The organism is Bacillus sp. z50 (assembly GCF_058313585.1).
This window is the reverse complement of the sequence record NZ_JBZFQL010000001.1, coordinates 692,592-711,680: the sequence shown is the minus strand read 5'-3', so window position 1 is coordinate 711,680 and position 19,089 is coordinate 692,592. Positions and strand designations below refer to the sequence as shown.

Sequence of the window (19,089 nt, the reverse complement as noted above, 5' to 3'; positions counted from 1 at the left end):
TATAACAGAGTCCGCAATGAATCAAAACTTGCAATCTTCTATAAGAGATTGAAATGCCAAGTTTATTTGTCACTAATTTGTAAAAAATTCATCAATCCTTAAAAAAACATAACCTCCTAACTAGCCCTTCAGATACCATGATTTCCGTATGTTTCACTAGCTTAATCCCATATCTCTAATTGTATATTAATATAACTATTGTCAATAATTACACTAGTTTAAATTATTTAAAAATTGATAATATAATGAGTGTACATGGTTTATTAGAATATTTATTATTTTTTAATATTATTCTAATAAATAATATAAATGAGGGGAGATGTTTTGCGAAATTGATTAGATAGAGCTTTAAAAGCTGCTCCAAAAACTTCATAAGGGTGTGTGAATCATGAGATCGACTCGGAGTAAGTACTGCATGAAGAAACGCATGAGGAAGAGAGTATTTTCCATTCTTACCTTGCTTTTTCTTCTTGTGCAAACCATTTTAACTCCAGCGGCACAGTATGTGAGTGCTAAAAGTTACAGCAATTCAGCTGCTGTAGAAGGTGATGTATTCCCAACTGCACTGACTGCGAGCGGAGAAGATTCTGATGTATTGACGTATTCTGTAACTGATGAAGCAACAGAAGAACCAAAAGAAGAGGTAGCAGATTCTGTTGCAAGCAAGGAAGAACCAAAAGAAGAGGTAGCAGATTCTGTTGCAAGCAAGGAAGAACCAAAAGAAGAGGTAGCAGATTCTGTTGGAAGCAAGGAAGAACCAAAAGAAGAAGTAACCGATTCTGTTGGAAGCAAGCAAGAATCTAAAGAAAAAGTAGTAGATTCTGAAGAGGGTATGGATGAATCTAAAGAAGAAGTAGCCGATTCTCAGGAAAGCACAGAAGAGTCTGAGAAAGAACAAGCAACTTCTGAGGATTCAGCTAATGAAGAAAAGACTGAGGAGTCCGCAAATAATCAGGATACTCAAGTAGCGGATAACCAAAGTAAAGCAGAACAAGCTACAGAAAATGAAAAAGATGAAGTAGCACAAGCAACTGATGAAGAAAAAGCTGAAAATCAGGAAAATGAATTAGGCATAGCAACTTTTTCCCTTGATAGTAGAGCTAATACTGGTTCCGTTGACCATATAGATATCGCTTGTGAGAATTTGAAAGCGACTGTGTATGTCAATGGAAATCCAAAAGATGTAACATTCTCTTTTACTGCGGAAGAGATTAGTAATGGCGATGTGATTATCGTCATTACTGACAGCAAGGGTAATACCTATGACTCCGATGACTACAGTTACGGAGGAACAAGTACCGATAATCAAGGTAATACTCAAGTTCGTCTGAAAGGTACCTTCCCTGTGGGAAGCATGGATAATCAGATTACCTATACTGTGAAGCTAACCAAGAACGTTACAGTAGAGGTTGATGGCAAAAATGTTGAAGTCCAGGTAACTTTGAGCGTCAACAATATAGGATACTGGGATTCTGTAAATGTTTGCCCGGGTCTTGATGGCTATAACCAACAAGAAAGTTGGAAACAGGGGAACATCGTTAACGGTAGTGGAATTGATGTGAAGCTGTCTGCCGGTAGTACTTCTGTTGGTTCTTTGAATTTGGCGAAATCTGTCGTTGGCGTGAGCACAGAAAAAGACTATACCATTACTTTGTATAAAAAGGATGGCGATAATCTGAGTAAGGTCGATACGTATCAGTTGGGAAATAACGAAAGCGTCTTTATTTGCCCTCTGGACTTCGGTACCTATTATGTGGTCGAGAACGCGGATAATGCTCAAATTGAAGGATATAACTTGTCAGTTACTGGCGATGGAGTGGACGATACTGTTACCCTGACTTCTGACAATGCCAGCGAATCTATTCTGGTTACCAATACTTATACATCTGAGAAGACCTCCATCTCTAGCAAAAAAGTTTGGAATGATGAAAATGACCAGGATGACATCCGTCCAGATTCCGTCCAAGTTCAACTTTATGCTAATAATGAAGCAAAAGGCGATCCTGTCACACTAAGCGAGGACAACGATTGGAAACATACTTGGACCGAGCTTGACATGAATGCAAGCGGCGAAGCCATCGAATACACTGTTAAGGAAGTTGAAGTACCGGAAGGCTATACTGCCCAAATTACGGGCACTGCTGCAGATGGTTACACAATAACCAATAGCCATGAAGTAGATCAGACTAAAGTAGAGGTGTCTAAAGTTTGGGATGATAACAATAACCAGGATGACATCCGTCCAACTTCCGTTCAAGTTCAACTTTACGCCGGAGATAAAGCAGAAGGCGAGCCTATCACACTAAGCGAGGACAACGATTGGAAACATACTTGGACCGAGCTTGATATGAATGCAAGCGGCGAAGCCATCGAATACACTGTTAAGGAAGTTGAAGTACCGGAAGGCTATACTGCCCAAATTACGGGCACTGCTGCAGATGGCTACACAATAACCAATAGCCATGAAGTAGATCAGACTAAAGTAGACGTGTCTAAAGTTTGGGATGATAACAATAACCAGGATGACATCCGTCCAACTTCCGTTCAAGTTCAACTTTACGCCGGAGATAAAGCAAAAGGCGAGCCTATCACACTAAGCAAGGACAACGATTGGAAACATACTTGGACCGAGCTTGATGTGAACGCAAATGGTAAGGCCATCAACTACACCGTGAAGGAAGTTGAAGTACCGGCTGGCTACACTGCCGAAATTACAGGCACTGCTAAAGATGGCTACACAATAACCAATAGCCATGAAGTAGAACAGACTAAAGTTGCCGTGTCTAAAGTTTGGGATGACAAAAATAACCAAGATGGAATCCGTCCAGACTCTATACAGGTTCAACTTTATGCTGGTGATGAAGCAAAAGGCGAGCCTATCACACTAAGCAAGGACAACGATTGGAAACATACTTGGACCGAGCTTGATGTGAACGCAAATGGTAAGGCCATCAACTACACCGTGAAGGAAGTTGAAGTACCGGCTGGCTACACTGCCGAAATTACAGGCACTGCTAAAGATGGCTACACAATAACCAATAGCCATGAAGTAGAACAGACTAAAGTTGCCGTGTCTAAAGCTTGGGATGACAAAAATAACCAAGATGGAATCCGTCCAGACTCTATACAGGTTCAACTTTATGCTGGTGATGAAGCAAAAGGCGAGCCTATCACACTAAGCAAGGACAACGACTGGAAACATACTTGGACCGAGCTTGATGTGAATGCAAATGGTAAGGCTATCAACTACACCGTGAAGGAAGTTGAAGTACCGGCTGGCTACACTGCCGAAATTACGGGCACTGCTAAAGATGGCTACACAATAACCAATAGCTATGAAGTAGAACAGACTAAAGTTGCCGTGTCTAAAGCTTGGGATGACAACAATAACCAAGATGGAATCCGTCCAGATTCCATTACCGTGACCCTACTGGCGAATGGCAAAGAGGTTAAGGATGCGATCGTGAAAGCCAATGAGGAAGGCAAGTGGACATATACCTTTGAGGACCTACCGGTTTATGAAAATGGTAAGGAAATTGAGTATACCGTAGAAGAAGAGGCGGTCGCAGGCTATGAAGCAAAGGTGGACGGCTTCAATATCACTAACACTCATACGCCTGAGTTGACTACCATCACTGGTACCAAGGCATGGGATGACATGGACAATCAGGATGATAATCGCCCTGAATCTATCACGGTAAACCTGTTAGCTAACGAAGAAAAAGTCGACAGTGCAACAGTGACTCCTGATGAGGAAGGTAACTGGACATACAGCTTTACAGGTCTACCAAAGTATGAGGCTGGCGAGGAGATCGTCTACTCTGTAACAGAAGAACCAGTCCCTGGCTACGAGGCAACAGTTAATGATTTTAATATCACTAATAGCTATAAGCTTGGTAGCGTAAAAGTGAATAAAGAGGTGACTGGAGTATCTAAGGATCACTTGGGTGCTGCTGAATTTACCTTCATTATTACAGGAGCAGAGGATTCTGAGCAAGAAATCAAAATACCAGCCGGTGGTAGTGAGGTACTTAAAGGTTTGACACCTGGTACGTATACCATTAAAGAAGTTAAGCCTGATCAAGCTTATAGTAACGAATCTTACAACTATCTTGGAACAAGCTATCAAGTCAGCGGTACGGAAGAATCCGTAGAAGCACTTGAAGGTCAAATAGTGGTAAGTGAAAACAACAGAACTGTAGTAACCTTCACTAATCATTATGAGCCGGTTGGGGACTTGAAAGTAGTAAAAGTGGATTCTGCAGATGACGAGAAAGTCTTGGAAGGCGCAGAATTTACGCTTACAGATAAAGATGGAAATGTCCAAACTCTTACTACTAATGATAAAGGGGTAGCACTCTTTGAGAATTTACCATATGGAGAATATCAGTTAGAAGAAACTAAGGCTCCAAAAGGGTACATTTTTGAAGAAGGACAAAAATGGACAGTTACAATCGACGATCAATCTGTAGTCGAAATGCCGATTGAAAACACGAAAGGAACTCCAAGTCTTGAAGTGTCCAAAACAACAGACAAACATCAATACAAACAAGGTGAAACCATCCATTATACAATCACCGTGAAAAATAATGGTGACGTTGATTTGGAAGGAATCGAACTTAAAGGCATTTTCAGTAAAAATGGCGATGCTAGTATTGGACAATTGGAACTTGAAGGCTATACAGGTCCAATTAATCTTAAGGTTGGCGAAAGAGCTACGTACACAGTTGATTATGTGATTCCGAAAACAGACCTGCCTGATACAACGTATACAAATGTCATAACAGCTATTGTAGACGGTATGGATCCAATCAGTGATGAAGTCACTGTCATCGTTGATCCAACTTACGCTCTTGATGTGAATAAAGAAGCGGATAAAGAAGAGGTTAAAGTCGGAGAAACTATCACATACACCATTACGGTTACTAACACAGGCAAACACGCCTTGACTAATGTAAACGTAGTGGACGAAATGGTTGGTCTCGATACCGTTATTGAGAAACTGGAAGCGGGTGAAAACGAAACCTTTACAGTCACATATGTGGCTACTGCAGAGGACGTTGGTGAACTAACCAACGTTGCAGTAGCAAAAGTGGTTATTGATGGTAAAGAAATAGTTGATGAAGGTTCTGTAACAGTAACAGTATCTGAGCAGGATGCTCCAGTAGTTACACCAGATCATGAAGAACCAACCGTGGATCAGGGTGCTTCTGCTGAAAAGCAAGAGGAACCAACTATTATTGAAGTAGTGCAAAACTTCATTGAAAATCCTAAAACTGGCCAATCTACATTAAATATTCTATTGGTTTTAGGTGTATTCCTTATCGCTGGAAGTGGCTTGTATGTTTGGAAAAGAAAACACTAAGCTTTTAGAGTAAGTGAATACTAATTAATAGAAAACCAGCTTGGGAGATTCCTTAAGCTGGTTTTTTAGGTTTAAATTAATATCGAGTCCCAACTACATAAATTCAAAAAATACCCCACTTTAACCCCACGCCTTATCCATCTAAAGAGCTTGCTGATATTTAGTTTTATAACACTTTAAAATATATTAATATAACTATTGTAAATAATTACATTAGTTTTAATTGTTTAAAAATTGATACTATAGAGTAGTGAATAGTTTGTTAGAATATTAATTATTTTATAATATTATTCTGATAAACATATATAAAAGAAAGGAGATGTTCTTCGAAGTTGATTAGATAGAGCTTTAAAAGCTGCTCCAAAAAACTTCATAAGGGTGTGTGAATCATGAGATCGACTCGGAGTAGGTACTACATGAAAAAACGCACGAGAAAAAGAGCATTCTCAATTCTGACGTTGCTTTTTCTTCTTGTGCAAACTGTTTTAACTCCGGTAGCTCAGTATGTTAATGCTGACATTGCAACTGTTGGAATTAGTTTCGACAATCCATCTGCTCAAGAAGGAGATATGCTAACAGCGACACTTACTGACAGTGGAGAAGATTCTGGTACATTAACATTCTCTGTACCAACTGGTTTGAGTATTAAGGAATTTACTGAAGGTCAAGACAATATTGATATCAGTAATAAAGATGCTCAATCCTTAAGTTTTACTTGGAAAGAAGAAAGTAACCAAGTTGTGAAAGTGCAAGTATCAGCTGATGCAGCAGGTGAATACATGCCGCAACTAACTGCTCAGAACGGAGGTACTCAATCTGTTGCGATTCAGGTCACATCACCAGAACCAGAAGTGACAACTGATGAAACTGAAGTACCAAAAGAATCAGCAGAAGTTACAGAGGAAGAAACTGAAGACAAGGACGAAAAAGGAACTGAAGAAACAACGGAAAATGTACCTGCTGATATTCTGGCGGTAAATGAGTTGGAGGAAAATGTTCGAGACAGTGGAAACAATGAGGATAGTTCCACTGGAGGAGATAGTTCAAAATCTTCCAAAGCAAGTAGGGCATTAGAATTCGTACCATCTAATGACGGAGAACTTGCTGATTCTAATGCGAATTTATCTGCTAGTGGAGACATTAGGCTACCTATTACGATTCGTGATTTTAAGGCGGATGGGTATCTATTTGAAATGAGTTTAAATTCTACTTCAGGTAGAAAAAATATGGTAAATGGACAAATTGGTGAAGATAAAAAGCCTGTTTTTAATCAGAATATGATTGATTATACACGGTTTATGTTTTACCATAATGCTCCAAGTCTTACAGATGAACAAATTAATGCAAAACTTGATGAGTTATTCAATAATTCAGCGAATAATATGTCACTATCAGCATATTTACCGCTGAATAAAAACAGTGACGGAACATATAGTTATCACAGTAACCACTTTTATCCAATTGATGATCAGCTGTTTGGAAATGAATATAGGCATCACAACTATCATTTCTCCCTGGAAATGCATACAAAATTCACTTATAAAGGTAAGGAAAAGTTTACATTTATAGGTGATGATGACGTGTGGGTTTTCATTAACGGTAAGCTTGCTATAGATTTGGGTGGGGTTCATAGCGAACAAGAAGCTACCATAGATTTGGATGAGATGGCTAGTACGTTGGGGCTTGAAAAAGAAAAAGATTACGATTTTGATTTTTTCTATATGGAAAGACATACAACTCAGTCTAACTTAAAAATTACGACATCTATCCAATTTGAACCTAATGTAACTGCAGAGAAAAGTGTCGATAAGTTAGAAGCCTTAAACGGCGAGGAGCTAACGTATCATTTCACTGCATTAAACACAGGTGAAAAGAAAGCAACAAATGTTACTTTGACAGATACGCTTGATCCAGGATTATCATTAGACACAGATTCAATAACTTTGAATGGAAACCGTATCAATACTGCTACTTATGATAAAGATTCTAGAGTTCTAACAATCCCAATTGGAGAAATGGCAGCTAATAGTAGGGCTGAAATAAGTTTTAAAGCCACAGTTAACGTGGAAGAATCACTATTCGATAATGGGAATCAGTATATTATTCGTAACTCTGGGCTAATCGATGATACAGTCACAAACGAAGTTACAACAACCATAACTGGACCAGAGAAGACGAGCGTCAATGTCAGCAAGGTTTGGAATGATGCCAATAACCAGGAAAAACGCCCTGAAAACGTAACAGTGAAGCTGCTGGCTGATAAACAAGAGACAGGAAAGACGGTAGAATTAAACGAAGAGAATAGCTGGACTGCTACTTTTAGTGGGTTAAATAAATATAAGAGCGATGGAGAAGCAATCAACTACACCGTAGTTGAAGAAGACGTCGATGGCTATCGGGTTTCTATTACTGGTAATGCGACCGATGGTTATGTGTTAACTAATACCTTGCAGACTTCAGTGGAAGTAAAGAAAACTTGGGATGACGCAAACAACCAGGACGGAATTCGACCTACAAAAGTAACGGTGAACTTACTGGCTAATGAAAATGCGACGGGTAAGACTGTTGAGTTAGATAGTAATAACAACTGGACTGCTATTTTCGATGAGCTTGATAAATACTCTGAAAATGGAACGGAAATTAGCTACACAGTAGTCGAGTCTGCTGTTGAAGGCTATGAGGTTTCAGTCAGTGGAGATGCTGCCGCTGGATTTGAGTTAACCAATAGCCATAAGGTGGAGAAAATCTCTATCTCTGGTAAGAAAATTTGGAATGATAGCAACGATCAGGATGGAAAGCGACCTACATCTGTTACCATTAACTTGCTGGCTAACGGTAAATCAGTCAACTCTGTTACAGTAACGGCTGAGAATAACTGGGAGTTCTCTTTTAATAATCTTGATAAGTATGAGAAGGGAACGGAAATTGTCTATAGTGTGACAGAGATTACAGTTGAAGACTACAGCACTAAGATAGAAGGAACGACAATCACAAATACCTACACACCTGAGCAAACTTCTGTGACGGTGACCAAAGCATGGAATGACGGGCAAAAAGCGGACAATCTCCACCCTGACAAAGTCACCGTGAAGCTGCTGGCTGATGGAGAAGAGACTGGCGAGACTGTTGAGCTAAGCCCTGAGAATAATTGGACCAGCACATTCACCAAACTTCCTGTGTATAAAGACGGCGGGAAGAAAATTACCTATACCGTAGCTGAGTCTGAAGTTGAAGGCTATCGAGCATCCATTACTGGAGATGCAAACATAGGTTTTGTGATAACCAATACGGAGCAGACTTCTGTTCAAGTAACGAAGGTATGGAATGATAGCAACAATAAGGACAAGCTTCGTCCAGAAAAAGTATCAGTTAGTTTGCTGGCTGATGGGGATGAAACGGGAAGAACCATTGAATTGAATGGTAAAAATGAATGGAAAGCCGCATTCCTCAAACTTGATAAATACAATGAGGAGGGCAAAGAAATCATCTACACCGTAGTTGAAGAAGAAGTCGAAGGTTATCGAGTATCTATCGCTGTAAATGCGACTGATGGTTACGTGATAACCAATACGGAGCAGACTGAAATAAAAGCGAACAAGGTATGGAAGGATGCCGATAACAAGGACAATCTTCGCCCTGAGAAAGTAACGGTGAGCTTGTTGGCTAATGGTGAAGAGACTGGAAAAACGATTGAATTAAAGGATACGAACAATTGGGCAGGTAAATTCTACCAACTCGATAAATACGATAAGGATGGGGAAGTAATCACCTACACTGTGGCTGAATCTAAAGTGGATAGTTATCAGGTATCTATCACCGGTGATGCGACCGATGGATATGTGTTAACCAATACCTTGCAGACTTCAGTGGAAGTGACGAAAACGTGGGATGACGCGGATGACCAGGATGGAATTCGCCCTGACGAAATCACGGTGAGCTTGTTAGCTAATGGAGTCGAAACAGGTAAAACCGTTAATTTAAATGATACAAATAACTGGACAGATAAATTCCTCAAACTTGATAAATACAATGAGAATGGGGAAGTAATCACCTACACCGTAGCCGAGTCCGCTGTTGAAGGCTATGAGGTTTCAATTAGTGGAGATGCTGCCAAGGGATTTGAGTTGACCAATACCCATGAGGTGGAGAAAACCTCTATCTCTGGTAAGAAGATCTGGGATGATGGAGACAATCGAGATGGAAAACGTCCAGAATCTGTCACTATTAACTTGTTGGCAAACGGTAATCTGCTCAACTCTGTTACAGTAACGGCTGAGGACAACTGGGAGTATACTTTTAATAATCTTGATAAGTATGCAAATGGAAATGAAATTGCCTATAGCCTAACTGAGAATAGGGTTGAAGATTATAGCACCAATTTTGAAGGAACGACAATAACTAATACCTATACACCTGAGCAAACTTCTGTGACGGTGACTAAAGCTTGGAATGACGGGGACAATGAGGGCAAACACCGCCCTGAGGAAGTAACGGTGAGCCTGATGGCTGACGGAAAAGAGACAGGCCAGACGGTTGCGTTGAACCCTGATAATAACTGGACCAATACTTTCACCGAGCTTAATGTATATAAGGACGGTGGAAAGAAAATCATCTATACCGTAGCTGAGTCTGATGTCGAAGGCTATCGTGTATCTATTACTGGAGATGCATCTCAGGGTTATGTAATAACCAATACTGAGCAGACATCAGTAAAAGTGACCAAAGTTTGGGACGATGCAGATGATCAGGACGGACTTCGTCCTGAGGAAGTAACAGTGAGCCTGTTGGCTGATGGTAATAAGACAGGTAAGAATATTGTATTGAATGGTAAAAATGATTGGACTTACACGTTCACTGAGCTTGATAAGTACAAGGAAAGTGGAGAGTTAATTGACTACACGGTAGTTGAACCCGAAGTGCCGAATGGCTACACCGATACTATCACTGGAGATGCAAATGAAGGTTATAAAGTATATAACATTCATCTGCCGAAACAGACTTCAGTGAAAGTGAATAAGACTTGGAATGACGCGGACAACCAAGATGGAGTTCGTCCGGATAAAGTCACTATGAGTCTATTTGCGGATGGTAAAGACACAGGCGAAACAATTGAGTTGAATGATGAAAATAATTGGACTGGCGTTTTTGCCCAACTCGATGTGTACAGGGATGGTGGTCAAGAGATTTCCTACACTGTAGTTGAGTCTAACGTACCAAAAGGCTATACCGATACGATTACGGGAGATGCTGCTGAAGGATTTAAGGTTACCAACACCCATGATCCTGAAACAATCGACGTTTCCGGTACAAAAACATGGAATGATGCCAACAACCAAGATGGTAAGCGTCCTGGAAGCATCATGGTGAACCTATTGGCTGACGGTGAGAAAGTTGACAGCAAGACTGTCACTGAAGAAGATGAGTGGACATACAGTTTCACCAACCTACCGAAATATAAGGTGGGTAAGGTAGGTCAGGAAGTCGAGTACACTTTAACCGAGGAAGAGGTCAAAGAATACAAGACAACCGTAAATGGCTATAACATCACCAACACCCATACACCTGAGAAAATCGATATCTCTGGAACAAAAACATGGGATGACAACAAGGATCAGGATGGTAAACGTCCAGAATCTATCACGGTGAATCTGCTGGCTAACGGCAAGAAAGTCGATAGTGTTAACGTGACGCCAGATGAGTATGGCAACTGGAAGTATACCTTCAAAAATCTTGACAAGTACGCTGGTGGTAAGGAAATCAAGTACACTGTGACTGAGGAACCTGTTCCTGGATACAAAGAAACAATTAAGGATTTCGACATCGCTAACAGCTATGAGCTTGGTAGCGTAATGGTGAATAAAGAGGTGACTGGAGTATCTGAGGATCATTTGGATGCTGCTGAATTTACCTTCATTATTACAGGCCCAGATGATTCTGAGCAAGAAATCATCATACCTGCCGGAGATAGTAGGGTACTTAAAGGCTTGAACCCTGGCAAGTATACCATCAAAGAAGTTAAGCCTGATCAAGCTTACAGTAACGAATCTTATAACTATCTAGGAACAAGCTACCAAGTCAGCGGTGCGGAGGAATCCGTAGAAGCACTTGAAGGTCAAATAGTGGTAAGTGAAAACAATAGAACGGAAGTAACTTTCACTAATCATTATGAGCCGGTTGGTGACTTGAAAGTAGTTAAGATCGATTCTGCAGATGACGAGAAAGTCTTGGAAGGCGCAGAATTTACGCTTACAGATAAAGATGGAAATGTCCAAACTCTAACTACCGATCAAGAAGGGGTAGCGTTCTTTGAGAACTTGCCATATGGAGAGTATGAATTAGCAGAAACGAAGGCTCCTAAAGGGTATATTTTTAAAGAAGGACAAAAATGGACAGTTACAATCGAAGATCAATCTGTAGTTGAAATGCCAATCCAAAATACCAAAGGAACGCCTAGTCTTGAAGTGTCCAAAACAACAGACAAACAAGAGTACAAACAAGGTGAAACCATCCATTATACAATCACCGTGAAGAATACAGGTGACATTGATTTGGAAGGAATCGAACTTAAAGGCATCTTCAGTAAAAATGGCGATGCTAATATTGGACAATTGGAACTTGAAGGCTATACAGGTCCAATTAATCTTAAGATTGGCGAAAGAGCTACGTACAAAGTTGACTATGTGATTCCGAAAACAGACCTTGCGGATACAACATACACAAATGTGATAATTGCAACTGTAGACGATGTGGAGATAAGTGATGAAGTTACTGTTATCGTTGATCCAACTTACGCTCTTGAGGTGAATAAAGAAGCGGACAAAGAAGAGGTTAAAGTCGGAGAAACTATCACATACACCATTACGGTTACGAACACAGGCAAACACGCCTTAACTAATGTAAATGTAGTGGACAAAATGGTTGATCTCGATACGGTTATTGAGAAACTGGAAGCAGGCGAAACGAAAACATTTACAGTTAAACATGTGGCTGCTACAGAAGACATTGGAGAATTAACAAACGTTGCGGTAGCTAAGGTGGTTGTGAATGGTGAGGAAATAGTTGAGGAAGGTTCTGAAATCGTTAAGGTATCTGAGCAAGATGCTCCAGCCCTTGATGTAGAAAAAACAGCAGACAAATCTCAATATAAACCAGGAGAAACTGTTACTTACACAATCACTATTACGAACACAGGTAATGTAGATTTAAAACGTATCACTCTTAAAGACGTCTTCAGTAAAGATGGAGATGACAATATTGATCAATTGAAATTAGAAGGCTATGATACCGAAAATGGCTTTGATTTAGCAGTTGGTAAAACAGCTACATTCACAGCTACCTATGTCATTCCAGAAACAGACCTTGCTGATACAACATATACAAACGTGATTACAGCAACTGTAGACGGTGTGGAAATGGATCCGGTATCTGATGAAGCTACGATCATAGTCGATCCAACTTACGCTTTAGAAGTGGATAAAACCGCTGATAAAGAAGAGGTTAAAGTTGGGGAAACGATCACTTACACAATCAATGTAACCAACACAGGCAATAAAGCCTTGACTGATGTGAAGGTAGTCGACGAAATGGTTGGTCTTGATACTGTCATCGAGAAACTTGAAGTTGGCAAAACTAAAACATTTACAGTCAAACATGTGGCTACTACTGAAAACGTAGGAGAATTAACGAACGTTGCGGTAGCAAAAGTGGTTATCGATGGCAAGGAAATAGTTGAGGAAGGTTCTGTAACAGTTACAGTATCTGAAGAGGATGCTGCAGTTGTTACACCAGATCCTAAAGAACCAACTATTATTGAAGTAGTACAAAACTTCATTGAAAATCCTAAAACTGGCCAATCTACATTAAATATTCTGTTGGTTTTAGGTGTATTCCTTATCGCTGGTAGCGGCTTGTATGTTTGGAAAAGAAAACACTAAGCTTTCAGAATAAGCGAATACTAATTAATAGAAAACCAGCTTGGGTGGATTAATTCCCTCAAGCTGGTTTTTCTTATTTTATGAATGTTGTATTAATGGTAATCCACTCTAAGACGATTTTATATAAAAATTGACTTTATAATAATGATTCCAGCTTACTAATCCTTGTCCTGCTTAGGTAGAAAATATCTCTATTAAATTTAGAAGGTAATATAATTTCTATTTATGATAGTAGATTGTTTAGTAGAGGTGTAAATCTTAAGATGTGAGATTAGTAAGCCGGGGTTAGTGTGTATTAAGATTTCTTAAGTCTGTCATAAAATCTTCGTAAAGTTCTTTTTGGCCCAAAGACTTGGCCAGGTTCATAAGGTCTAAGTAGTCGTCCGTTTCTAGGGCTGTTTCGTCTAAGCTGTGGAGATAATCGTACCGAAATGTTCTTTTCCTTAGGTTATAAACTGGTTTTCTGAAATAGACAGTAGCTGTTTGCCTGGTATTGTCAATTTGGGCAATGACCCCTTCTACCTTTTCGCCTTTTTCCATAATAAATACGGGATTACCAACCTTGAATGTTTTCATCTTTAAACATCCTTTATCATTGATTTTTATACTTCTTTATATAAAATATATACCCTTTGCTGTAAATTAGTACTCAATTTAATAATTTTCAAAGAAAATAATAAAATATTACTAGAAAGCATGAACAGTGTGAGAGATTTGCCCCATCTATATTACAGATATGAAATAAGCTAATCTACCAATCCGATGAATTACTTCCATTTAATTATGGGTATAAGCAATAGATAGGATTAGAGAGGATTGGGAGGGTATTGTATGAAATGGAAAGGCAGAAGGGCCAGTACAAACGTGGAAGACCGCAGAGGGATGAGCAGTAAAGGGATCATCGGCGGTGGGATTGGCGGTATTATACTATTGTTGGTGATTACGTTTCTAGGTGGAAATCCTGCTGAACTATTGAATCAGCTGGGAGGAGGAACATCTACCAATACTACAAATACTGAGTATGTTGGAACGCAGGAAGAAGAGGAACTCGCTGAATTTGTATCAGTCGTTTTAGCTGATACTGAGAAGGTTTGGACTAAGCTTTTTAAAGAAGAAGGGTTGGTATATGAAGAGCCTACTCTCGTTATCTATAATGACAGTGTTCAATCAGCCTGTGGAACGGCTGGGTCATCTGTTGGCCCATTCTATTGCCCAGGAGATCATAAGCTTTACATAGATTTAAGCTTTTATAATGAGCTGAAAAGGGAGTTTCAAGCACCGGGTGATTTTGCGATGGCCTATGTTGTCGCCCATGAAGTCGGCCACCATGTACAAACCTTATTGGAAACCGACAAAAATCAGCAGCGTACAAGCTCTAATGACTATTCAGTACGGTTTGAATTACAGGCTGATTATTTAGCCGGTGTATGGGCTCATCATGCAGAGAGTATGGATTTACTTGAGGAAGGGGATTTGGAGGAGGCTATCACAGCAGCCAGTGCTGTTGGCGATGATACAATCCAAAAAAGGGCTCAAGGGTATGTGGTTCCGGAGAGTTTTACTCATGGTTCATCTGAACAGCGGATGCGCTGGTTTAAAAAAGGATTTAATTCCGGGAATTTAGAGGATGGGGACACCTTTAATGTGAAAAATCCATAAGGAAGAAAAGAAGGCCTGCTTCGCGAAGCAGGTTTTTTGTTTTTATCTATTTTAAACAGGAAAAGAATAATCGATATCGAACTAATAGAGTAAACCATTTAGGAGGAGAAAAAATGAATCGTCTAAACTTAGTAACGCTTGGCACAAGGAATATTATAGAATCCCATCGGTTTTATAAAGAATTGGGCTTTGACATGTCCATGATTGGTCCGAAATCTAGTCCGCATGTTATTTTCTTTAAAAATGAAGGGTCCCGTATTTCCTTGTATCCATTGGAGGATTTAGCGCGTGATCTTGATAAGAGTAATCCACCCAATTTAACTTCTGCTTTTTCAGGAATTACGCTAGGCTATAATGCGAAATCAGCCGAGGAGGTAGACCGTGTTATGGAAAAAGCGGAGCAGGCTGGCGCAAAAATTGTGAAACAGCCTGAAAAGACAGACTGGGGCGGATATGGAGGTTATTTTACAGATCCGGACGGATATTATTGGGAAGTGGCATATGGTGAGATGTGGCAATTTGATGAGTCCAACATGTTGGTTATTGAATAGAATTGGAGGATGTTAATCTACCTTTATAGGTACAAAAAAACTTTAGTTACCTTGGAACCGATATTGCTGGCTCTACGTTACGGTAATCGCTCATACAGTTCATTTTTGTGTGATTTTTCTTTTGACTGTATGGGTACCTTTAGAATTGGATTTTGCTAGTCTAAATGTTTTCTTCCAGTCTGACCATAGAATTTACTTCTGCTTAAACATTCTTATCCACTTTGTTACGGGAGGCAATAAAAAAGGCCAACCTTATAGGTTAACCTTTGATTGTTTACAAACCAATTGGACAAAATTTTCAACTGCGAAGGCTGAGACTCCAAGAGCAGCTGAATAGATAGATAAATTGGAAAACTGAATCTGCAGCTGGGATTTGGAAGCGTCCAGTGCACATTCTCCTGCAACATGTTCAACTTCATTTTTCAATAAATCTTTTGCCATAGCAAGGCGGTTTCCGATAATGATTTGATCGGGATTCAACGTGTTCGCAATGCTGGCAATACCGATTCCAAGGTACTTTGCTGTTTCTGTAAAGATTGCTTGTATCTGTTTATTGTTCTCTGCTTGTTCAATTAATTTTTCGAGCGTCCATTCTTCACTTGATGGAAGTAGGGTGGAAGCCTTTTTAATCAATGCCTTTTCAGAAGCATATAATTCCCAGCATCCTTTACTTCCGCATGAACATGGTAATCCATCATATTGAATAATCATATGGCCCATTTCACCGGCAAACCCATTAGAACCACGGTAGAGTTCACCGTTTAAAATCATTCCAACTCCTATTCCAATTCCGGCACTTATATAAACCGTATTGTTTGATGATTGTCCGGGACCTATTTTTTTCTCCGCAAAGGCACCTGCATTTGCTTCATTTTCGATTATGACAGGCAGATTAAATTCGTCCTGGATTTGGTTCTTTAATTGCTTCTGTTTCCAATCTAAATTAGGAGCGATCAGAAGTTCCCCGTCTATGTTTACCATTCCTGGAACAGCCAGCCCAATCCCAACAACGCCATATGTACTAGCAGGAGCTGAAGTGAGGAGAGAACGAATTAACTCATTTATAATCTGTACAGCTTCGTCATAGTTTGGATTCATAGCTGGCTGTTTGAGTTCTTTAATGATGTTGCCATTAAGGTCTGTAAGAACGCCAAGTATGTAATTCACTCCAATATCAATACCAATCACATGAGCAGCCGAATGCTGAAAAAGAAGCATGACCGGACGCCTGCCGCCACTCGATTCCCCTGGCCCCGTTTCATAACAGATATTCGCTTCCAAAAGCTCGTTGACAAGGGTGGAGACCGTGCCCTTTGTCAGGCCGAGTTTTTGCGCTAAATCAGCTCTTGATATAGGTGCATTATCTCGAATGGACTCCAATATTTTTAGTTTATTATTGATTTTAATGGTTTGCTGATTCCACTTCATATCTATACTCCTTCTTTCTATCTCTATTGATAGTTATACCATACTCTTTCAAAACAAAAAACAAGTTCATCCGCCAGAGGAATGTAAGCTAAATGTAACGAAATAGATGATCAAAAAATGTGTAGAGGCTTTTCATAAAGACTGGTATGGGTAAGGCGCGATATTTAATCATTCAGGAACCTCTGCATTCTAACGAGAATGTAATATTATAATTATTTATAATATTAAAATAATAATTATTATTATGATATAATTTTTTTATCTATTAATATATTTGGAAGAGGGGAGTTCTTTGGCTATTAAGATACCATCGATGTTGCTTTCTCTATGCTTATTGATTGTTCTTACAGGTTGTTCGGACAAGAATGGTACTTCCACTTATCGGGAGCATGAAGTGAATGATGATGCGTATGTTATGTTAAAAGGTACGGACCTGTATATGAAAGAACATGAGTCTGATATCGAAAAGGTTGATTCAAATGTTAGGGAGGATACGATTCATTATCGGGATGAGCATCGCGGGCTCATGTATATAAATGGTGACGATGATTTGTACAGCTATAAAGATGGGGAGAAAAAAAGAATAGCTAAACAGGTTTCTGCCAGTAGAATACCGTATCTGCTTTCCTTTGATGAGAGCACTCTTGCCTATTTGACTGATGAAAATAATCAGTTATACGTGATCTTTGATGAGAGTAAACCTCGGAAAGTTCGTTCAGATATTGTCCAATACAGATTATCTATAGACGGTAAACGATTATTCTATATCAATGAAAATATGGACTTATATATCTTTACAAAAGATAGCGGTGAAGAAAAAATCGCTTCAAAGGTGGTTAATTTCCAGGAATCAGAGGGTGGTACCAGGTTACTCATCAGTACGGATGATGGTGAATTATACATCAGGGATTTAGAAAAGACTGAGAATGTCCATCTTCATGCAGATAGCCATGATTACGGGGGATTTCAGGTTGATGATTCTGGGCACTATTCCTATTTAGCAGATTATCAGGGTGATATAGGGGAGCTTTACAGCCTATCTGCTGAAAATGAACCAGTTCGAGTCGCTTCTGATGTTCTCGATTATGAAATGAAGGAAGATTCCTATATTTATTTAAATGGAAACCAGCAATTGCTTATGAAGCAGATGGAAGATCAGAAATCTGATTTACTCGCAGAGGGAGTTGTGGACTTCTTTATACTCAATGATGATATCTATTATTTAGATGAGACACAGGCGATGTATAAAGTAAAACAATCAGGTGTTCCTGAGGAAATTGCCCCCAATGTGATGATGGATTCCAGCAGCCGGCTTTGCTGGTCCATTGTAGATGATAAAATTATTTATTTATCTGCTAATCATTCTTTAATTCTAGATGGAAAGAAAATAGCGGATGATGTCACCGGTTTCGTGTCATATGTGGACCATGTCGTTTACAATACCGAGGATGGCCAAATAAAATCCGTAAGTGTTCATGACACGGATGAACTACACACATTTGACCATGCTGATTCCTATACGAGGATTTATTACGGTAATCAGCTGGTCTATAGCAAGACATTATCTCTCGCAGATATAGACGGTATTTGGGGAGTAGAGGGCACGGAAGAGGAGAAGTTGGATGGGTATGGAGAGGAATATGGTCCATACTTTTTCGAAATCATTACGGGTGCCGATTGTAATATGGGGTATCTTGTTATGTATGATGAAGAGGAAGAGCTTGTATTGGAACTGAACATAGAAGACTCCGACTCGGAATATATTAAAGTGGTTACAGATGTGGAGGATACGTCCTTCATGTTCAAAAAAGTAAGCGACCAGGATTTAGACTTTATTTTTGATGGGGATGAAACTGATCCGCTGCCTCTTTATAAAACTACTGTAGATGAACTTGAGCTGTATTATGAACAATATCAGCTTGCTTATTTTTAAGCGGGATACTAATAAGAGATGTTCGATTAGTCTTTCGGGGGCTGATCGACATCTCTGTTTTGTCGTCTAAAGAGAGGGGAATCAGAGTATAGTTTGATAGATTCGCTCAATCACTGTTATGTGCGCTCAATCGGTAAAATTTTCGCTCGAATGCTTATAATTTCGCTCATAAAAATGAGATTCGCTCAATTCCAAGCCGTTTCCGCTCAATTATGGTTA

Annotated in this window: 7 protein-coding genes; 5 read left to right on the top strand and 2 right to left on the bottom strand. The window is 39.6% G+C overall.

All coding sequences use genetic code 11. The annotated features are described in order from the left end of the window. The first annotated feature begins 415 nt into the window (after nucleotides 1-415). Both AC4G3N_RS03335 and AC4G3N_RS03330 read left to right on the top strand, forming a co-directional pair. The gene (locus AC4G3N_RS03335) at nucleotides 416-5,365 is read left to right on the top strand and encodes a Cna B-type domain-containing protein (RefSeq protein ID WP_491089716.1); all 4,950 of its coding nucleotides are present in this window, start codon (nucleotides 416-418) and stop codon (nucleotides 5,363-5,365) included. A 416-nt stretch (nucleotides 5,366-5,781) separates the two neighbouring features. Next, entirely contained in the window at nucleotides 5,782-13,299 is a 7,518-nt protein-coding gene (locus tag AC4G3N_RS03330; protein WP_491089715.1) for a Cna B-type domain-containing protein, read from the top strand. A 285-nt stretch (nucleotides 13,300-13,584) separates the two neighbouring features. Here AC4G3N_RS03330 and AC4G3N_RS03325 read toward each other — a convergent pair whose 3' ends face one another. After that, nucleotides 13,585-13,875 carry a hypothetical protein gene (locus AC4G3N_RS03325; RefSeq protein WP_066107799.1) on the bottom strand — a complete coding sequence of 97 codons (291 nt, stop codon included), beginning with the start codon at nucleotides 13,873-13,875 and terminating at the stop codon, nucleotides 13,585-13,587. A gap of 255 nt (nucleotides 13,876-14,130) precedes the next feature. On the opposite strand from AC4G3N_RS03325, the gene ypfJ reads away from it, so the two are divergent. Next, nucleotides 14,131-14,958, top strand: a complete 828-nt coding sequence (gene ypfJ, locus AC4G3N_RS03320) for a KPN_02809 family neutral zinc metallopeptidase (protein ID WP_066107798.1) — start codon at nucleotides 14,131-14,133, stop codon at nucleotides 14,956-14,958. Between the two features lie 113 nt (nucleotides 14,959-15,071). Further along, nucleotides 15,072-15,509 carry a VOC family protein gene (locus tag AC4G3N_RS03315; protein WP_139891619.1) on the top strand — a complete coding sequence of 146 codons (438 nt, stop codon included), beginning with the start codon at nucleotides 15,072-15,074 and terminating at the stop codon, nucleotides 15,507-15,509. Between the two features lie 252 nt (nucleotides 15,510-15,761). Here AC4G3N_RS03315 and AC4G3N_RS03310 read toward each other — a convergent pair whose 3' ends face one another. Next, complete coding sequence (locus AC4G3N_RS03310; RefSeq protein WP_491089714.1) at nucleotides 15,762-16,937, bottom strand: ROK family protein; 1,176 nt, start codon at nucleotides 16,935-16,937, stop codon at nucleotides 15,762-15,764. Nucleotides 16,938-17,229: 292 nt separating this feature from the next. Here AC4G3N_RS03310 and AC4G3N_RS03305 point away from each other — a divergent pair, with 292 nt between their 5' ends. Then, nucleotides 17,230-18,870 (top strand): hypothetical protein, encoded by a 1,641-nt coding sequence (locus AC4G3N_RS03305; RefSeq protein ID WP_491089713.1) that lies wholly within the window; start codon nucleotides 17,230-17,232, stop codon nucleotides 18,868-18,870. Nucleotides 18,871-19,089: the final 219 nt, after the last annotated feature.